This window comes from Planococcus sp. TJ-201, from assembly GCF_058268495.1.
On sequence record NZ_JBZDOG010000005.1, the window covers coordinates 262,253 to 276,167 of the forward strand.

A 13,915-nucleotide genomic window follows, 5' to 3' on the forward strand; every position below is an offset into this window, starting at 1 on the left:
CAAAAAACAGCGGTCTAATTATGATAGAACTCCAACTTTGACGAAAAGGGTGACCATACGATGAAAAAAGCCTGGATAGCGCTTTTGTACCTGTGTGTATTTGGCTTGTCCGTTTACGCTTATTCCACCCACTTGAATGGTCCAGATGCTGAATTGCATCAACGGCTTTTGCCCGTCGAGATCAAAACCGTAAAGTCTGGAATGAGTCAAGATGAACTCCAACAGATTGTCCTGGGTGCCAAACAGAACGGGGACGTCCTGTCTATCGCTGGCATGCAGCATAGCCAAGGCGGACAGACAGTTTATCCGAACGGCATTATGATCGATATGAAACCTTATAATCGAATCATTAAAGTAGATGAAGAAGCAAAGACAGTGACAGTGCAAAGTGGCGCACGGTGGGCTGATATACAGGAAGCCATCAATTCCTATGGCCTATCGCTGAAAGTCAGCCAGTCGCAGAACATTTTTACGGTTGGCGGTTCGCTGAGCGTCAATGCCCACGGTCTGGATATCCGCAACGGTGGATTGACCGATACGGTTGTCTCCATGCGTTTGCTGAATGCCGAAGGTGAGATTCTTCAATTGAGCCCTACGGAAAACAGTAAGTTGTTTTATGCAGTTCTTGGCGGCTATGGGTTATTCGGCATTATATTGGATGTCACACTGGAGCTGACAGACGATGAGTTGTATGAAACCCACACGGCTAGCATGTCTTACAGCGACTACCCAGGGTACTTCAAGCAACAAGTGCAGGACAACCCCGATGCCAAAATGCACCTGGCTCGCATTTCCATTGCACCCGAGTCTTTCATGGAAGAAATGTATGCGATTACGTACAAGTCAGCCCAGGATCAAACACGGTTCCCTGAATATCAAAAACTAAAAACGGAGAATCTGGTGGCTGTGCCGAAGTTTTTCCTCGGACTTTCACGAATCAACGATGCCGGAAAAGACAGCTTTTGGAACGCTCAAACAACCTATACCCAGCAAATTGATGGAAACCTTGTTTCACGCAATAATGTTATGCGTTCGGATTCCGAATTTATGGAGTATGACAATAGCCGAAAAACAGAAATTCTCCAAGAGTACTTTGTGCCTGTGGATCAATTTGAACACTATATCCCGGCGTTAAAAGCGGTACTGGAAGACAATCCCGATTTTAACTTATTGAATGTTACGATCCGCTATGTGGAACAAAACGAAGACGCGGTTTTGTCCTATGCCAAAGAAGATATGTTTTCACTTGTGCTGCTCGTCAATCAAGGAACCGATAAGAAGAGCATTCAGCAAACACAGGACGTTGTTCAGAAAATGATCGATGTCACGCTTGCACATGATGGCAGTTATTACCTTCCATATTTCGGCTACCCGACAAAGGACCAAATGCAGAGCGCCTACCCGAGAACCGAGGAATTTTTCGAATTGAAGGATCGGTTTGATCCAGAACACCGCTTTATGAATCTTTTTTACGAGGAGTACCGGCCATGAACTACAAACGTTTTATTTATTACCAAGGCACCATCGGCATGGCATCAAGCATGATTTTTCCATTCTATATTTTGCTGATCAAAAACGTCGGGGACAGCTATGCCCAGTTCGGCTGGGCTTACGGCTTATTCGCACTGACGGCTGCGTTGTGCTATCCACTGATTGGAAAATACGCTGACCAAATTGGAGACAAAACCTTTCTCACTGTCTATTCCTGGGGAATGGCCATCCTCTTGTTGTTCTTTCCGCTGGCTTCAGAAGTTTGGCACGTGTACATTCTGCAGGTTCTGATGGGTGTATTGGGAGCCGTTCAAAAAAATTCCGAAAAAACGGTTCTGGCACGCTATGTCACAAAAGAAATCGCTGGCACACAAATCGGTCGTTATCATGTTTGGACTTCTGTCGCCGCCGCTCTCGCGGTGATCGCCACAGGCTACCTTGTCGATTTTTTGACGATTGCCAGTATCTTTTACATTGCTTCTCTTGTTTTCGCCTGGAGCGGGCTGCAGTTATTGAAACTGGAAAACGCTAGCAATCTGTCTAGTTAACTTAAAAGACGTGTTCCCTTCTGCCAGCGATTTGGCTCGAGAGAACACGTCTTTTTAATCAAACTTTACACTGTTTTTTTATTCAGTACAGACATGGCTCCCATGGCTCCTGAAAATTCGCCGTTATCGAGAAATAGCGGAACCGAACCACGCAAAATGGTGTAGCTGGTGACCACTTCTTTCAACAAAGGATTATCAATGAAAGAGGAACCGATGTAGACAATCGTCGAGCTTCTGCATTGGTGGGCTGCCTGAACACTAACCGTACTGACGGTCTCCCCCACCAAGCCAATAACCGTTGCCAACAGTTCTTCTTTCGTCAACTCTTCTGAAATGGCAAACAAATTCTGGCCAAAGTTGCTTGCCGTCAGCTCTCCAGAGATCGGAGGCTCTTTCCCCTCGTAAATGTGCTTCACTTTTAAATCAATCCGTTCACGAGAACCTTTTTTTGCCAAAGCAACAATGTCTTCGTACCGCGTAACGCCAGTCAGCAAGTGACTTAACCCGACTAATGTTCCGCCGCCGACACCCGTGCCGCCTAAACGCTCATGCCCATTGTCCTGGATGCAATGAATAGAGGTGCCAGTCCCAACGTTCGTTACCAAATAAGCATCTTCCAAGCGCCCCATCTTTTTGAGGAGAACTTGCACACCAAGGTGAGTTGCTTCGAACTCCACCATTTCCTGGACTGGCTGATGGAGCAAGGAAATCAGAACACCTGACTTGCCTCCCGTTACACATACCTTACTGTTGCCTAGACCGTTTACCCAGTCAGCAACCCGCTCAATTTCAGCAATTGGGTATTTTTCAAAATGGACTTCCCCGTTCGTGGTATACGCCACTTTGATCAACGTACCGCCTGCATCTATTCCGACAATCATTTCCGCACCTGCTCTTTCTCGCACCTTTTAAAAAATGCCAGATAATCTATACACATATGATAAAATTCTACCATACTCGTTTCTATTATGGGAGGTGTTTGCCAGCCATGCCGCGAAACAAAAGCTTTCACTTCTATTCCGTATGTTAATTAGAACGGTTTTACGGGTATAACATACCCAAGACATCAATAAATCAGAGGAGGAAGCAGTATGGATTTAACAATTTGGCTTTACATAGCACTCGCCATTTTCGTAGTGGGATTAATCATCGCAATCGTCGGCGTCGTTATGCTGATATCAGGAATGAAAGAACCCATGAAGAAAATGAAGGGTTCCGCGAACAATTTGAAAGAGCGGGTCGACAAACTCAACCTGGAAGTAACAACCTTGTCGCACAACGCAAATGAATTAAAAGAAGACGTTCAACTGAAATCCGAAAAAGTTGGCACGCTTGTTGATGCAGCAAAAGGCACGATGAATTCGGTCATAGACTTGAATGCTTCGGTCCGAGCAATTACGGGTGGCATTGCATCACGAGTCGACCATGACAGACAGCGCATTGCGGAAGTTAATCAGTACAGCAACACAGCGATAGGCTTTGTTACTTTTATAAAAAACAGAATATCTTCCGAAACCATCAATGCCACGTATACACCAAACTCTGCAGCTGATGAGAATCAGGTGCAGAAAAACTATTAAAAATGAGAAAAGGCAGCCGCATAGGCTGCCTTTTTTATGTTCTCGCTTAGCTTTTCTGAATTTCCATATTCTTCTGGATGTTGACCTGGTGCGGAAACGGAATTTCAATGCCATTGGCATCGAGTGCTTCTTTAATAGCTTTGCGCAATTGACGTTCTACCGCCCATTGTTCTCCGCTCTGCGCTTTTGCAATGACGCGCAAGGTCACATCGGATGCCCCGAATGCCTGCACCCCGATAACATCAGGACCTTCAACAATCGTTGAATCTTTTGCTGCCACCTGGTCGCAAGCTGTTTGGATGATGCCGACCGCCTCATCGATATTTTCATCGTAAGAGATGCCAATATCCACGAGTGCCCGCATATTGCCGCGCGAATGGTTGCTGACTGTGGTGATGTCGCGATTCGGAATGTAGTTCAAGGTGCCGTCAAAACTGCGGATTTGCGTCGTTCTTAGCCCAACTGCTTCAACGATCCCATCGAGGCTGCCGACAGTCACATAGTCGTTTACATCCAACTGCTTTTCCAGCAGCAGGAAGAAACCGGTCACTACGTCACTGACAAGGCCCTGGGCGCCAAAGCCGATCGCCAGTCCTACAATTCCCGCGCCGGCTATCAAGCTCGCGACAGACAAGCCAAATATATTGAATAAAGTCGCAACCAGTATAAAAATCAATACATAAGAGAACACGTTTTCCGATAAGCTTTGCAAGGTCAATGCACGGCCTTTTGTCACGTCTCCTTTTACCAGCAGTTTATCGAAGAAACGGTTTATCAGTTTTTTGCCGATTGCTTTGACTAAAGCAAAAGCGATTAAAATACCGATTATTTGGGCGGCAATTACACCTGCATTAAAGAGCAGCGCTTCCCAATCAAAGCTTTCAAAATTCATAAAAATCATCCTTTCCATTTTGCGGCAATACAGCAGATTACTCAATCTGCCAAAATTGTGTTTCATAGTCCTGTTTCTTTATAACATATATGCACGCTCCATTTCATTCGTCGTGACTAAATCGAAGAGATTCGGGTAGTGATGGAAGTAGATCAACTATACCGAGGAGGATTCTAATGAAAATACAAGCAGCGGTTACACATGGCTTAGGGGAAGAATTTAAATTTGAAGAAGTGGAGCTAGGCGAACCAAAAATGAATGAGGTGCTGGTGAAAATTGTGGCGTCCGGTGTTTGCCATACAGACGCTGTAGCAAGAGATTTGGGCTTGTCGCCATTTCCCGCAGTTTTGGGGCATGAAGGTTCAGGAATCGTAGAAAAAGTAGGATCTGCTGTTACGACCGTCCAAGCTGGCGATCACGTGGTGCTGTCCTTCGCTTATTGCGGCCATTGCGAAAATTGCCTGACGGGACATCCGACTGTTTGCTTAAACTTCAACGACTTGAATTTTGGAGGCAAAATGCAGGACGGCACAAACCGAATCCATCACCACGACCATGCCGTGTCGACGTTCTTCGGCCAATCTTCTTTTGGGACCTTTGCGGTTACCAACGAACGAAATGTCGTCAAAGTAGATCCGGAAGTAGATTTAACCTTACTTGGACCTTTAGGCTGCGGCATTCAGACGGGTGCTGGGACGGTGTTGAACCGGTTCAAACCTGAGTTTGGCTCTTCTATTGCGATTTACGGCAGCGGCGCGGTCGGATTGAGCGCAGTCATGGCGGCGAAAATCGCTGGGTGCTTTAACATCATCGCAGTCGATATTCATGATGGACGCCTAGAACTGGCAAAAGAATTGGGGGCAACGCATACCCTCAACGGCAAAAATATCGATGTCGTAAAAGAAATCAAAAACATTACAAAAGGCGGTACCCATTACGCAGTTGAAACGACAGGTGTACCGCCGGTTGTTAAACAAGCAATCCATGCCCTTCGCCCGCTTGGTTCGTGCGCCATTGTTGGGGTAACACCTGAAATCACATTCGATGTCCATAACGACATCATGGCAGAAGGCAAAACCGTCATGGGCGTAATTGAAGGCGATTCGATCCCGCAAGTATTTATTCCACAGCTGGTGGATTACTACAAACGCGGCCTATTCCCGTTCGATAAATTGACTAAAGTCTATGCTTTTGACCAGCTTAACGAAGCATTCGAAGACTCTAAAAAAGGCATCAGCATCAAACCGATTGTAAAAATGGGTCAACCGTAAAGCGCTTGAATTTGTGAAGTTGCCATACCCCTTCTCTATAAAATAAAATGCATGAGTTACGTATTCTAAATAAAAATGAGCCAGGAAATGTATCTCCTGGCTCATTTTTTGATAACTGTAAATTAGCTAACCCAATTTGTTCATCCATTTAAAACATTCCACCTTGGTGATTATTCTGTCCAGCTTGCCGCCGAGCATCTGCTTCGGCTGAATTTTGATTTAATGTTTTTTCCTGCTTATTTAAGCTGTATTTCCGTTTAGTCAAAACATCTACTAGATAACCGATTAAAAATATACCTGCAAGGGTTCCCCAAAACATCCACATCATCCAATGCATATATCCCACCCCTTCTCATTTTAGTCGTCGCTTATTACCCCTCTATATATTATTATACGTTTATAACTGCGATTAGTTTCAATAATTAATATATTCAGAAATGACAGGATACTCTGCTTCTCATAAATTATGTGTCTAAATCAATATAAAATTGCTTAAGCATTTATTTTACTAACCCTTTTCGTTTCTATAAATGCCAACTTTTCTTTAGGCAAAATCCTTTTTATATCGGACAGTCATGTAAATTCCAGCTGCTAAAAATGCCAGTGCATATTTGAAGAGGAAAAAAATGGTCCACATATACTCTTTAGGAAAAATCATGTCACACAAAATGATCGCACCCAGCATATAAAAACTACTTTTTAAATAGATTTGATTTGTTCGTTCATCACCTTCCCCAATCTTCTTATAAACTATATAGAGAAAAATTGCACTCCCCATAACCAGTAAAAAACCAATGCCAATGAGCATGTTCCAATTTCCCGTAGATTGTTCAGCCCAGGACCTTAAAGGGTTAAAAATAGCGTTATGAATGTTTGAGATAAAATTAGTTATCATTTTGATCATTTCCTTTCACATAAGTAAAAATATCGTTTACATCGACATTAAAAAAGTTGGCAATTCGAAAAGCTAACAATAGAGTCGGAACATAATTTCCTTTTTCCATTACGAAGATAGTTTGTTTAGAAACTCCGACCTTCTCCGCTAATTCTTGTTGAGACATTCTAGCAAGCACACGGTATTCATAAACTTTGTTGGATATCAAATCACCAAAATCTTTTTTCATAATCATCACCTCTTGAACCAAATTATAAATTATGAATTTATAAAAGCAAAGTAAACTTATATAAAATATAAAATTAATTTTACTTTAAACTAAAATACTTTTTACTAAAGTATTGGCATATAAAAAGAACCTGGCAAAATTCATGATTCCCACATCAATCTGATGTATTCTATTCTTACACTTTTAATTGTCACTATTCCAAATGTAAACCGTTCGTAAATGTATCAAAACACTTTACAAACGTTCCCTGACTTATACCCATATTTACGAACGGAAATATCTAAAATGCACTGAATACCAATGCTCCTGAAGCAAAAAAGCCGAGCACCCTGATTTAGGCACTCGACTTTTCCTGTTGTCTTCATGTATCCAGAAAGTTTTTCCCAACTAATTCCTTGGAAGAAAAAATAAATGCTTCCATCAAGCGCACAGTATTTTTCAGGTCATCCAAATCGACAATTTCAATTGGGGTATGTGTATAGCGCGAAGGAATAGAAACCACTCCGGACGAAACCCCAGTCGATGTCATGTGAATCGCTCCCGCATCCGTACCGATGCCCATGAAAATCTCCTGCTGGTAAGGAATGTTTTGTTCCACCGCCACTTTTTCCAGCAGCCCTGTGACAAGCGGATGGGCAATCAATGATTTGTCCGCAATTTTAATGCAAGGGCCGTCTCCAAGCGTCCGCGTGCCTGTCATGAGGACGTCGTACGTATCACTTGTCGGTGTGGTATCAACAGCCAAGGCGAAATCGGGTTTGATGCCCGGCGACAACACAGAAGCTCCGCGCAAGCCAACTTCTTCCTGAACCGTGAAGACACAGTAGATGTCGCCATGCTTGCTGTCTTTGTTTGATGCCAAATTGTTGATCAGCTCGATCAACACAGCACAGCCTGCCCGGTCATCCAACGCTTTTCCGACAACGCGGTTGCGCTTCTTGTCTCCAGCTAACTTCAGCCCGCTGCCATAGCTGATGGGTTGGCCGACTTTGATGCCCATTTCCAGTACTTCCTCTGCCGAAGACGCCCCCACATCGATATATAAATCGCGGTGGGAAGCGATGCGCTTGGGATCATCCCACTTTACATAGTGGACCGCTAATGTTCCAATTACCCCTTCTATATAACCCTCGGCTCCTTTAATCATAACTGGCTGGGCCAGCAGGACGCGGTTATCGAATCCGCCAAGCTGCTCGAAACGCAGGGTGCCGTTCGGCTCGATTTTCTTGACGATAAAGCCGATCTCATCGGCATGCGCCGCCAGCAGAATGGATGGCATCTGTGGATCTGTCGCTTTTACGGTTGCAAGCAGATTTCCCAGCGCATCGACTTCTACGTTGTCCACTTTGTTTTCTATTTCCTTTTTGATAAAGCGTTGAACGTCCTGTTCAAATCCGCTTGGCCCTACCAGTTCACATAAATCTTTCAGCAATTCATACAACCCTCATCCACTCCAAACTATTGATTTGATAAGTACACGTCCGTCATTAAATCGTTGCTCATTGGGTGCGGCACGTAATCTTCCACGTAATCGCTTTGTGCAAGCGGCGGAGTCGTATACGCAAGCATGACCCACGGTGCATCTTCCTGGAATAGCTGCTGCGCTTCCTGGTAAAGCTCTGTCCGTTTGTCCTGGTCAATGGTTTCACGCGCTTCTGTAATCAACGACGTAAACTCATCACTCTTATAGAAAGCAATATTCTGTGCAGGTACTTCCGCATTGGTTTTGCTCAAATTTGGATACAGGAAGTTATCGGGATCTGCCATGACGCCCGTCCAGCCGTACATTGCCATACTGTGCTTCCCGCTCTTCGTGTCATCCAGATAAGTGGCCCATTCTGTTGAGATGATTTCAGCTGTGATGCCAATTTCGGCTAAATCCGATTGGATCGCTTCGGCGATTTTCATTGGCTCTGGCAAGTACGGACGCGGATTGCTCATCGTATACAATTCGGTCTCGAAGCCATTTTCCAAGCCTGCTTCAGCCAACAGTTTTTTTGCTTCTTCAACATTGTAATCGTATTTTTCCAAAGAGTCGTCGTGGCTCCATAATGAAGGTGGCAATGGGCTTGTTGCCGGGTCTGCCATCCCGTTGTAAAAGGCATCGACAATTTCTTCTTTATTGATGGCCATATTGATCGCTTTTCGGACCAATGGATCATCAAATGGTTCTTTTTCCATATTAAAGGCCATGTAGCCGATATTAAAACTTGGGCGCTTCTGCAGCTCAAGCCCTTGTGTTTCTTCCACGACATTGGTGTCACCTGCGTTCATGCCGTCCAAGACATCGATTTCCCCAGTCTGCAATGCGTTCAAACGCGCTGCATTTTCAGGAATGACCTGGTAGATGACCTTGTCCAAATACGGTTTGCCGTCCATCCAGTACTCTGGATTTTTCGCCAGTGTAATGGTGCTGTTGCGGCTCCACTCTTCAAACATGAAAGGTCCCGTTCCTACGGGATTTTCGTTCAACTCAGCTCCATATTCCTCAATAGCTGCCGGGCTCGCGATTCCGAACATGGAAATGGCTAAATAGCTAAGGAATGGCGCCGTTTTGCGTTTCAATTTGATTTCAAGTTCATGTTCACCAGTCGCTAAAATATGCTCGATTAAATGGTTTTCATCGCCTTTAAATCCACCATAAAGAAACGGATAATAAGGAAAATCTCCTTGGTGGTATGGGTTTTCCGGATCCATCCATCGTTCGAAATTGAAAACGACTGCCTCTGCGTTAAAGTCCGTTCCGTCATGAAACTTAACGCCTTCCCGCAATTGGAAGGTCCAAGTCAAGCCATCTTCACTCGAGCTGTACTCTGTAGCCAATTTCGGCTGAAGTTCCAAGTTCTGATCGTATTCCAATAAAGTCTCAAAAATATTATGGGTGACGCGGATAGATTCGCCATCTGTAACATTGATCGGATCCAATCCAACCGAATCAGCTCCACGGCCATAAATCAATGTACCGCCTTGTTTGTCTTCTTCTGTCATATCTTCTGCATTTTCCGAACTTCCCGTTTCATTGCCCCCGGAACATGCTGCCAACAATAAAACCAAAATCAGCATAAAATAAAATGCACGATGCTGTCTTTTCCCCATTCCGTTTCCTCCTCGTATGTTTTTTATCTTTTTTATATACATATCGTAAGTAAAATATGCATATTAATAGACAAAAAGAATATAAATATTAGTATAAGCATTTTAATGCAAATTATCAAATAAATATTAAAATTTCTCCATAAAAAGTCTTTTTAAGATTATTCTTATGTAAATAAAAACAAATCCGCTGCTAAACGGATTTGCCAAATTCTTTATACCGGTCCCCAATTGATCAGTACGCCAACTGTCAGCATAACAACTGCAATAACGACCCACATCAACAATAGCGGCAGCATCCACTTTGCCCATTTGATCCACGGCACACCGGCCACAGCCAGGCTCGCCATTAAAGGTCCAGATGTTGGGAAGATGCTATTGGTAAATCCATCTCCAAATTGATAGGCCTGAACAGCCACTTGCCTAGTGACACCGATCATATCCGATAACGGCGCCAGGATCGGCATAACGATCATTGCCTGGCCGCTCCCTGAAGGCACAAGGAAATTTAGTGCACCATTGGCAACAAACATCCCCAATGCCGCAAAGACAGGTGATAGTCCTGCTAAAGGCACTGATAAGGCTTGGACAAAGGTATCCAAAATCAGCGCATTTTCCATCACGATCAAAATGGCGCGAGCTACACCAATAATCAATGCACCGTATACCAAGTTTTTGCAGCCTTCCAAGAAGGTCAACGTTAATTTATTGTAATCCATTCCCGCGATAATACCTGCACCGATACCGATGATGATAAAGAATGCAGCCATGTGGTCAATGGTCCATTGAAATTCGATTGTCGCATATACAAAGAATGCCAAGCATAGACCAACAAACGACAAAATCAGCTTGTGCCGTGTCGTAAACGGAGCATCCAGCGGAGATTCGTCTTTCGCTCCTTCATCCAGCACGCCAATTAAACTTCTGGATGGGTCTGCCAATACTTTCTTTGCGTAGCTCCACGTATACAAAATCGTCACGCCGACGATTACGACAAAGGCAATGACACGCAGCCCCATACCCGAAAACAAAGGCACGTCCGCAATTGTTTGAGCAATCCCAACCGTATAGGGATTCAAAAATCCGACGTTAAAACCTGCAAACGTTGCTCCGAACGTAATAGCCACAGCAACAATTGCATCCAGCTTTAAAGCTCTTGCAATGATGACCCCAATCGCCACAAAAGGAATAATGGAGTTGGCGACTGCGCCGACTGCTCCACCCAGCGCAAAGAGGATGGAAACCAAGGCAATGAGTAAAAATTCTTTCCCTTTTGTTTTATTGACTGCGCGCAAGATGCCGCCTTTGATGGCTCCAGAGCGCTCCACCACTTCAAATGCTCCTCCGGCAAACAAAACCAGGAAAATCAATCCGCCTGATTGGACCATTCCTGCCTGCAATGCCAGAAAGATATCCATAAAGCCTGTTGGGTTGCTGTCGGTTTGTGCATACGTATTCGGCACTATCCGTTCAACTTCATCTACCATCTCCCGTTCAAAAGATCCGGCTGGTACGATATATGTGGCCGCTACAGCCATTAATAAAACGATAAACAAGATTACATATGTATCCGGCATTTCAAACTTCTTTTTCTTCTTACCATCTGCTGCTTTCTGGTTGGTGGGGACACTCATAAATTTCCATTTCCCTTCAAATCTATTCTATTTCCTTTTCTTTCGCCATCCGAAAAGGATTGTGTATTAGTATATAAGTTTAAGAGAAAATTATCAAATCTGTTTTTTCGGAATTTTTAAGAAGAAATCCAACTGAGAGATGCTCTTAATTTGAACGATGCGCTATATTCTCCCGTTACGGGTATAGATTAAGAATGAGCGTTTATTCTTCGCCTCCACCAATCGATTTTTTATAGAAGGGACGTTATCTATGCCATTTGCTTATATGGAAGATGCCACAGCGCTGTATTACGAGACTGCTGGCCAAGGAACACCTATTGTTTTTATCCATCCTCCGGTTATGGGACACGTGGTTTTTAAGCATCAAAAACGGCTGACTCCGGATTTCCAAACGATCTTTTACGACCTTCGCGGCCACGGACTGAGTTCGAAAGGACATATCCCTTTATCAATAGAACTTTTAGCAAAAGATTTAAAGTCCCTGTTGGACGAATTAAATATACCAAAGGCTGTAATCTGCGGCTTTTCAAATGGCGGCACTATTGCACAGGAATTTGCGTTGTTATACCCAGAGCGAACAGAAGCACTTGTTTTAAGCGGCGGCTATTCGAGGGTTGATAGCCTCAACTTAAAAAGCATGCTCAGATTCGGCATGGCCATGAGCAAACTCGATAAAGTCGAGGTATTGGCTAAGATGCAGGCATTTTCGCATAAATACTTTAAAGAAGATGAAGCTGAATTTTACCAATACGGCAAACTGGCCAATGCCCAAAGTGTTTACGAATTTTGCAAAGCCGGCCTTACCTACAACTCAACTCATTCACTTTATCGTTTGAAAATGCCGGTGTTGTTGGTCTATGGCTCACTGGAAAAAAAGATGCACCATTATCGGGTTCCCTTCCAGCACTCTGTATCCAATGTGAAAGTGGTCTACATCAAAGGGGCAAGCCATCAAGTGCCCCCGAGGCATTTCCCAGAATTCAACGATGTGGTCCATCAATTTCTAGACTCACAACAACTAAAGCTTAACTCTAGGCACTAGAATCTGAAATAAAGAAAACAGCGTCTTTTAAAAGAGCGATTCCGGTTATCCTACCCAGAATCGCTCTTGTTTCTATTTTCTTTCGCTGTTTTGAGTACCGATACGATAAGACGTGTTGATTAGTGAAAACAGCTGCTCAATTTTGTTTAAAATATCCAATGCCAGCAAGCCGTTCCCTTCTGCAGATTTGGGATAGCCGAGCGGCATGGTACGCCGAACCAATTGTGCATACAATTCGGCTTCAGTCAGTTCACGTGCAAACTCTTTTTCTGAAATATTTTTAATCAATGCCAAAGCGCCAGAAACGTGGGGTGTTGCCATGGAGGTGCCGGAGAGGCTGGCGTATTTTCCTCCGGGATACGTCGAATAAATATCGACTCCCGGAGCCACCAAGTCAATTTCATCATTCGTATTGCTGAAGGCAGCAATCCTCCGGTTAAAATCGACCGCCCCCACTTGAATCACTTCCCCGTAAGCTCCGGGATAAGCAAACTCGTCCGTATCGTGCAGGTCATCCCCTTCATTCCCTGCAGCGCAGACAATTGGAATTCCAGCGTCTACCGCACGTTTAATCACCGCATGAAGCTCGGCGACATCTTCCGGTCCTCCCAACGACATCGAAATAACACTCACGGTCTCCTCACCAGGGCCTTTCCAATCGATCGCAAAATGGATGGCATCGATGATTCCCTGGTATTCCCCACTGCCCTCTCCCGTCAACACTTTCAAAATGAGCAGATGGGCCTCGGGTGCTACTCCTGCTATTCCTCCATTGTCTCTGTATGAAGCAGCAACCGTTCCGGCAACATGTGTGCCATGGCCATTATTGTCATCAAAGTTAGCCTGGGCTCCATCAAAATCAGCCGTGAAGTTTCTCCCGCCAATGATTCGGTCCTGCAGATCCGGATGATCCGGCTGGCAGCCTGTATCGAGAATGGCTACAATGTTTCCTTTTCCTCGTTCTGCCGCTTCCCATACGTCCGGTGCCTGAATCATCTGGACGCCTTCTGGAACCTGTGGTGCCTGTTCTGTAATTTCTTCTACGCGGTAAGGAATTAAATGCAGTTTCGCCATTATTTCACTCCTCATCATTTCCATTGATTTTCTTACTTCACTAATTCGATGTGTTTCTTCAGAATCCTTTATTTATTGTTATCCAGCGGTATGATGTAACGCTTCGCATAATGAACAAAGGATTTTTCTATTTTTTACAGAATACAAACAGAAGTGCTAAAAACGA

14 protein-coding genes are annotated in these 13,915 nt (G+C 44.2%); 5 read left to right on the top strand and 9 right to left on the bottom strand.

The window, feature by feature from the left end:
• Window positions 1-60: 60 nt before the first annotated feature.
• The gene (locus tag AC4EG4_RS13965) at window positions 61-1,491 is read left to right on the top strand and encodes an FAD-binding protein (RefSeq protein ID WP_490988154.1); all 1,431 of its coding nucleotides are present in this window, start codon (window positions 61-63) and stop codon (window positions 1,489-1,491) included.
• Entirely contained in the window at window positions 1,488-2,039 is a 552-nt protein-coding gene (locus AC4EG4_RS13970; RefSeq protein WP_490979508.1) for an MFS transporter, read from the top strand. Before AC4EG4_RS13965 ends, AC4EG4_RS13970 begins: the two co-directional genes overlap by 4 nt.
• A 65-nt stretch (window positions 2,040-2,104) precedes the next feature.
• On the opposite strand, the gene coaW is transcribed toward AC4EG4_RS13970, so the two are convergent.
• Complete coding sequence (gene coaW, locus AC4EG4_RS13975; RefSeq protein ID WP_490988155.1) at window positions 2,105-2,920, bottom strand: type II pantothenate kinase; 816 nt, start codon at window positions 2,918-2,920, stop codon at window positions 2,105-2,107.
• A 210-nt stretch (window positions 2,921-3,130) separates the two neighbouring features.
• Here coaW and AC4EG4_RS13980 point away from each other — a divergent pair, with 210 nt between their 5' ends.
• A complete protein-coding gene (locus tag AC4EG4_RS13980; protein ID WP_490988156.1) occupies window positions 3,131-3,619 on the top strand; it encodes a DUF948 domain-containing protein in 489 nt (162 codons plus the stop codon).
• Window positions 3,620-3,665: 46 nt separating this feature from the next.
• Here the strand turns inward: AC4EG4_RS13980 and AC4EG4_RS13985 are convergent, their stop codons facing one another.
• Window positions 3,666-4,511, bottom strand: coding sequence for a mechanosensitive ion channel family protein (locus AC4EG4_RS13985; protein WP_490988157.1), 846 nt, complete (start codon window positions 4,509-4,511; stop codon window positions 3,666-3,668).
• Between the two features lie 176 nt (window positions 4,512-4,687).
• Between AC4EG4_RS13985 and AC4EG4_RS13990 the strand changes: the two genes are divergently transcribed.
• Window positions 4,688-5,782 carry an NAD(P)-dependent alcohol dehydrogenase gene (locus AC4EG4_RS13990; RefSeq protein ID WP_490988158.1) on the top strand — a complete coding sequence of 365 codons (1,095 nt, stop codon included), beginning with the start codon at window positions 4,688-4,690 and terminating at the stop codon, window positions 5,780-5,782.
• Window positions 5,783-5,930: 148 nt separating this feature from the next.
• Here AC4EG4_RS13990 and AC4EG4_RS13995 read toward each other — a convergent pair whose 3' ends face one another.
• The 6 genes from AC4EG4_RS13995 to AC4EG4_RS14020 all read right to left on the bottom strand — a co-directional run bounded on the left by AC4EG4_RS13995 (window position 5,931) and on the right by AC4EG4_RS14020 (window position 11,633).
• The gene (locus tag AC4EG4_RS13995) at window positions 5,931-6,119 is read right to left on the bottom strand and encodes a hypothetical protein (protein WP_490988159.1); all 189 of its coding nucleotides are present in this window, start codon (window positions 6,117-6,119) and stop codon (window positions 5,931-5,933) included.
• A gap of 207 nt (window positions 6,120-6,326) precedes the next feature.
• Window positions 6,327-6,677: a DUF2178 domain-containing protein gene (locus tag AC4EG4_RS14000; RefSeq protein WP_490988160.1), complete on the bottom strand. Its 351-nt coding sequence runs from the start codon at window positions 6,675-6,677 to the stop codon at window positions 6,327-6,329.
• On the bottom strand, window positions 6,667-6,906 hold the full coding sequence (locus AC4EG4_RS14005) for a helix-turn-helix transcriptional regulator (protein ID WP_490988161.1): 240 nt from the start codon (window positions 6,904-6,906) through the stop codon (window positions 6,667-6,669). The genes AC4EG4_RS14000 and AC4EG4_RS14005 overlap by 11 nt, the downstream gene beginning before the upstream one ends.
• A gap of 361 nt (window positions 6,907-7,267) precedes the next feature.
• The gene (locus AC4EG4_RS14010; RefSeq protein WP_490988162.1) at window positions 7,268-8,347 is read right to left on the bottom strand and encodes a M42 family metallopeptidase; all 1,080 of its coding nucleotides are present in this window, start codon (window positions 8,345-8,347) and stop codon (window positions 7,268-7,270) included.
• A 17-nt stretch (window positions 8,348-8,364) separates the two neighbouring features.
• On the bottom strand, window positions 8,365-10,002 hold the full coding sequence (locus AC4EG4_RS14015) for an ABC transporter substrate-binding protein (protein WP_490988163.1): 1,638 nt from the start codon (window positions 10,000-10,002) through the stop codon (window positions 8,365-8,367).
• A 212-nt stretch (window positions 10,003-10,214) separates the two neighbouring features.
• Entirely contained in the window at window positions 10,215-11,633 is a 1,419-nt protein-coding gene (locus tag AC4EG4_RS14020) for a YfcC family protein (RefSeq protein ID WP_490988164.1), read from the bottom strand.
• A gap of 250 nt (window positions 11,634-11,883) precedes the next feature.
• Here AC4EG4_RS14020 and AC4EG4_RS14025 point away from each other — a divergent pair, with 250 nt between their 5' ends.
• On the top strand, window positions 11,884-12,675 hold the full coding sequence (locus AC4EG4_RS14025) for an alpha/beta fold hydrolase (protein WP_490988165.1): 792 nt from the start codon (window positions 11,884-11,886) through the stop codon (window positions 12,673-12,675).
• Window positions 12,676-12,747: 72 nt separating this feature from the next.
• Here AC4EG4_RS14025 and AC4EG4_RS14030 read toward each other — a convergent pair whose 3' ends face one another.
• Window positions 12,748-13,749 (bottom strand): S8 family peptidase, encoded by a 1,002-nt coding sequence (locus AC4EG4_RS14030; RefSeq protein WP_490988166.1) that lies wholly within the window; start codon window positions 13,747-13,749, stop codon window positions 12,748-12,750.
• Window positions 13,750-13,915: the final 166 nt, after the last annotated feature.

Bases quoted from the DNA above. Each gene is read 5' to 3' on its own strand.
- AC4EG4_RS14015 (WP_490988163.1), bottom strand. From the start codon at position 10,002: ATGGGGAAAAGACAGCATCGTGCATTTTATTTTATGCTGATTTTGGTT.
- AC4EG4_RS14020 (WP_490988164.1), bottom strand. From the start codon at position 11,633: ATGAGTGTCCCCACCAACCAGAAAGCAGCAGATGGTAAGAAGAAAAAG.
- AC4EG4_RS13965 (WP_490988154.1), top strand. From the start codon at position 61: ATGAAAAAAGCCTGGATAGCGCTTTTGTACCTGTGTGTATTTGGCTTG.
- AC4EG4_RS13985 (WP_490988157.1), bottom strand. From the start codon at position 4,511: ATGAATTTTGAAAGCTTTGATTGGGAAGCGCTGCTCTTTAATGCAGGT.
- AC4EG4_RS13970 (WP_490979508.1), top strand. From the start codon at position 1,488: ATGAACTACAAACGTTTTATTTATTACCAAGGCACCATCGGCATGGCA.
- AC4EG4_RS14025 (WP_490988165.1), top strand. From the start codon at position 11,884: ATGCCATTTGCTTATATGGAAGATGCCACAGCGCTGTATTACGAGACT.
- AC4EG4_RS14030 (WP_490988166.1), bottom strand. From the start codon at position 13,749: ATGGCGAAACTGCATTTAATTCCTTACCGCGTAGAAGAAATTACAGAA.
- AC4EG4_RS14005 (WP_490988161.1), bottom strand. From the start codon at position 6,906: ATGAAAAAAGATTTTGGTGATTTGATATCCAACAAAGTTTATGAATAC.
- AC4EG4_RS13980 (WP_490988156.1), top strand. From the start codon at position 3,131: ATGGATTTAACAATTTGGCTTTACATAGCACTCGCCATTTTCGTAGTG.
- AC4EG4_RS14000 (WP_490988160.1), bottom strand. From the start codon at position 6,677: ATGATAACTAATTTTATCTCAAACATTCATAACGCTATTTTTAACCCT.
- coaW (WP_490988155.1), bottom strand. From the start codon at position 2,920: ATGATTGTCGGAATAGATGCAGGCGGTACGTTGATCAAAGTGGCGTAT.
- AC4EG4_RS13990 (WP_490988158.1), top strand. From the start codon at position 4,688: ATGAAAATACAAGCAGCGGTTACACATGGCTTAGGGGAAGAATTTAAA.
- AC4EG4_RS13995 (WP_490988159.1), bottom strand. From the start codon at position 6,119: ATGCATTGGATGATGTGGATGTTTTGGGGAACCCTTGCAGGTATATTT.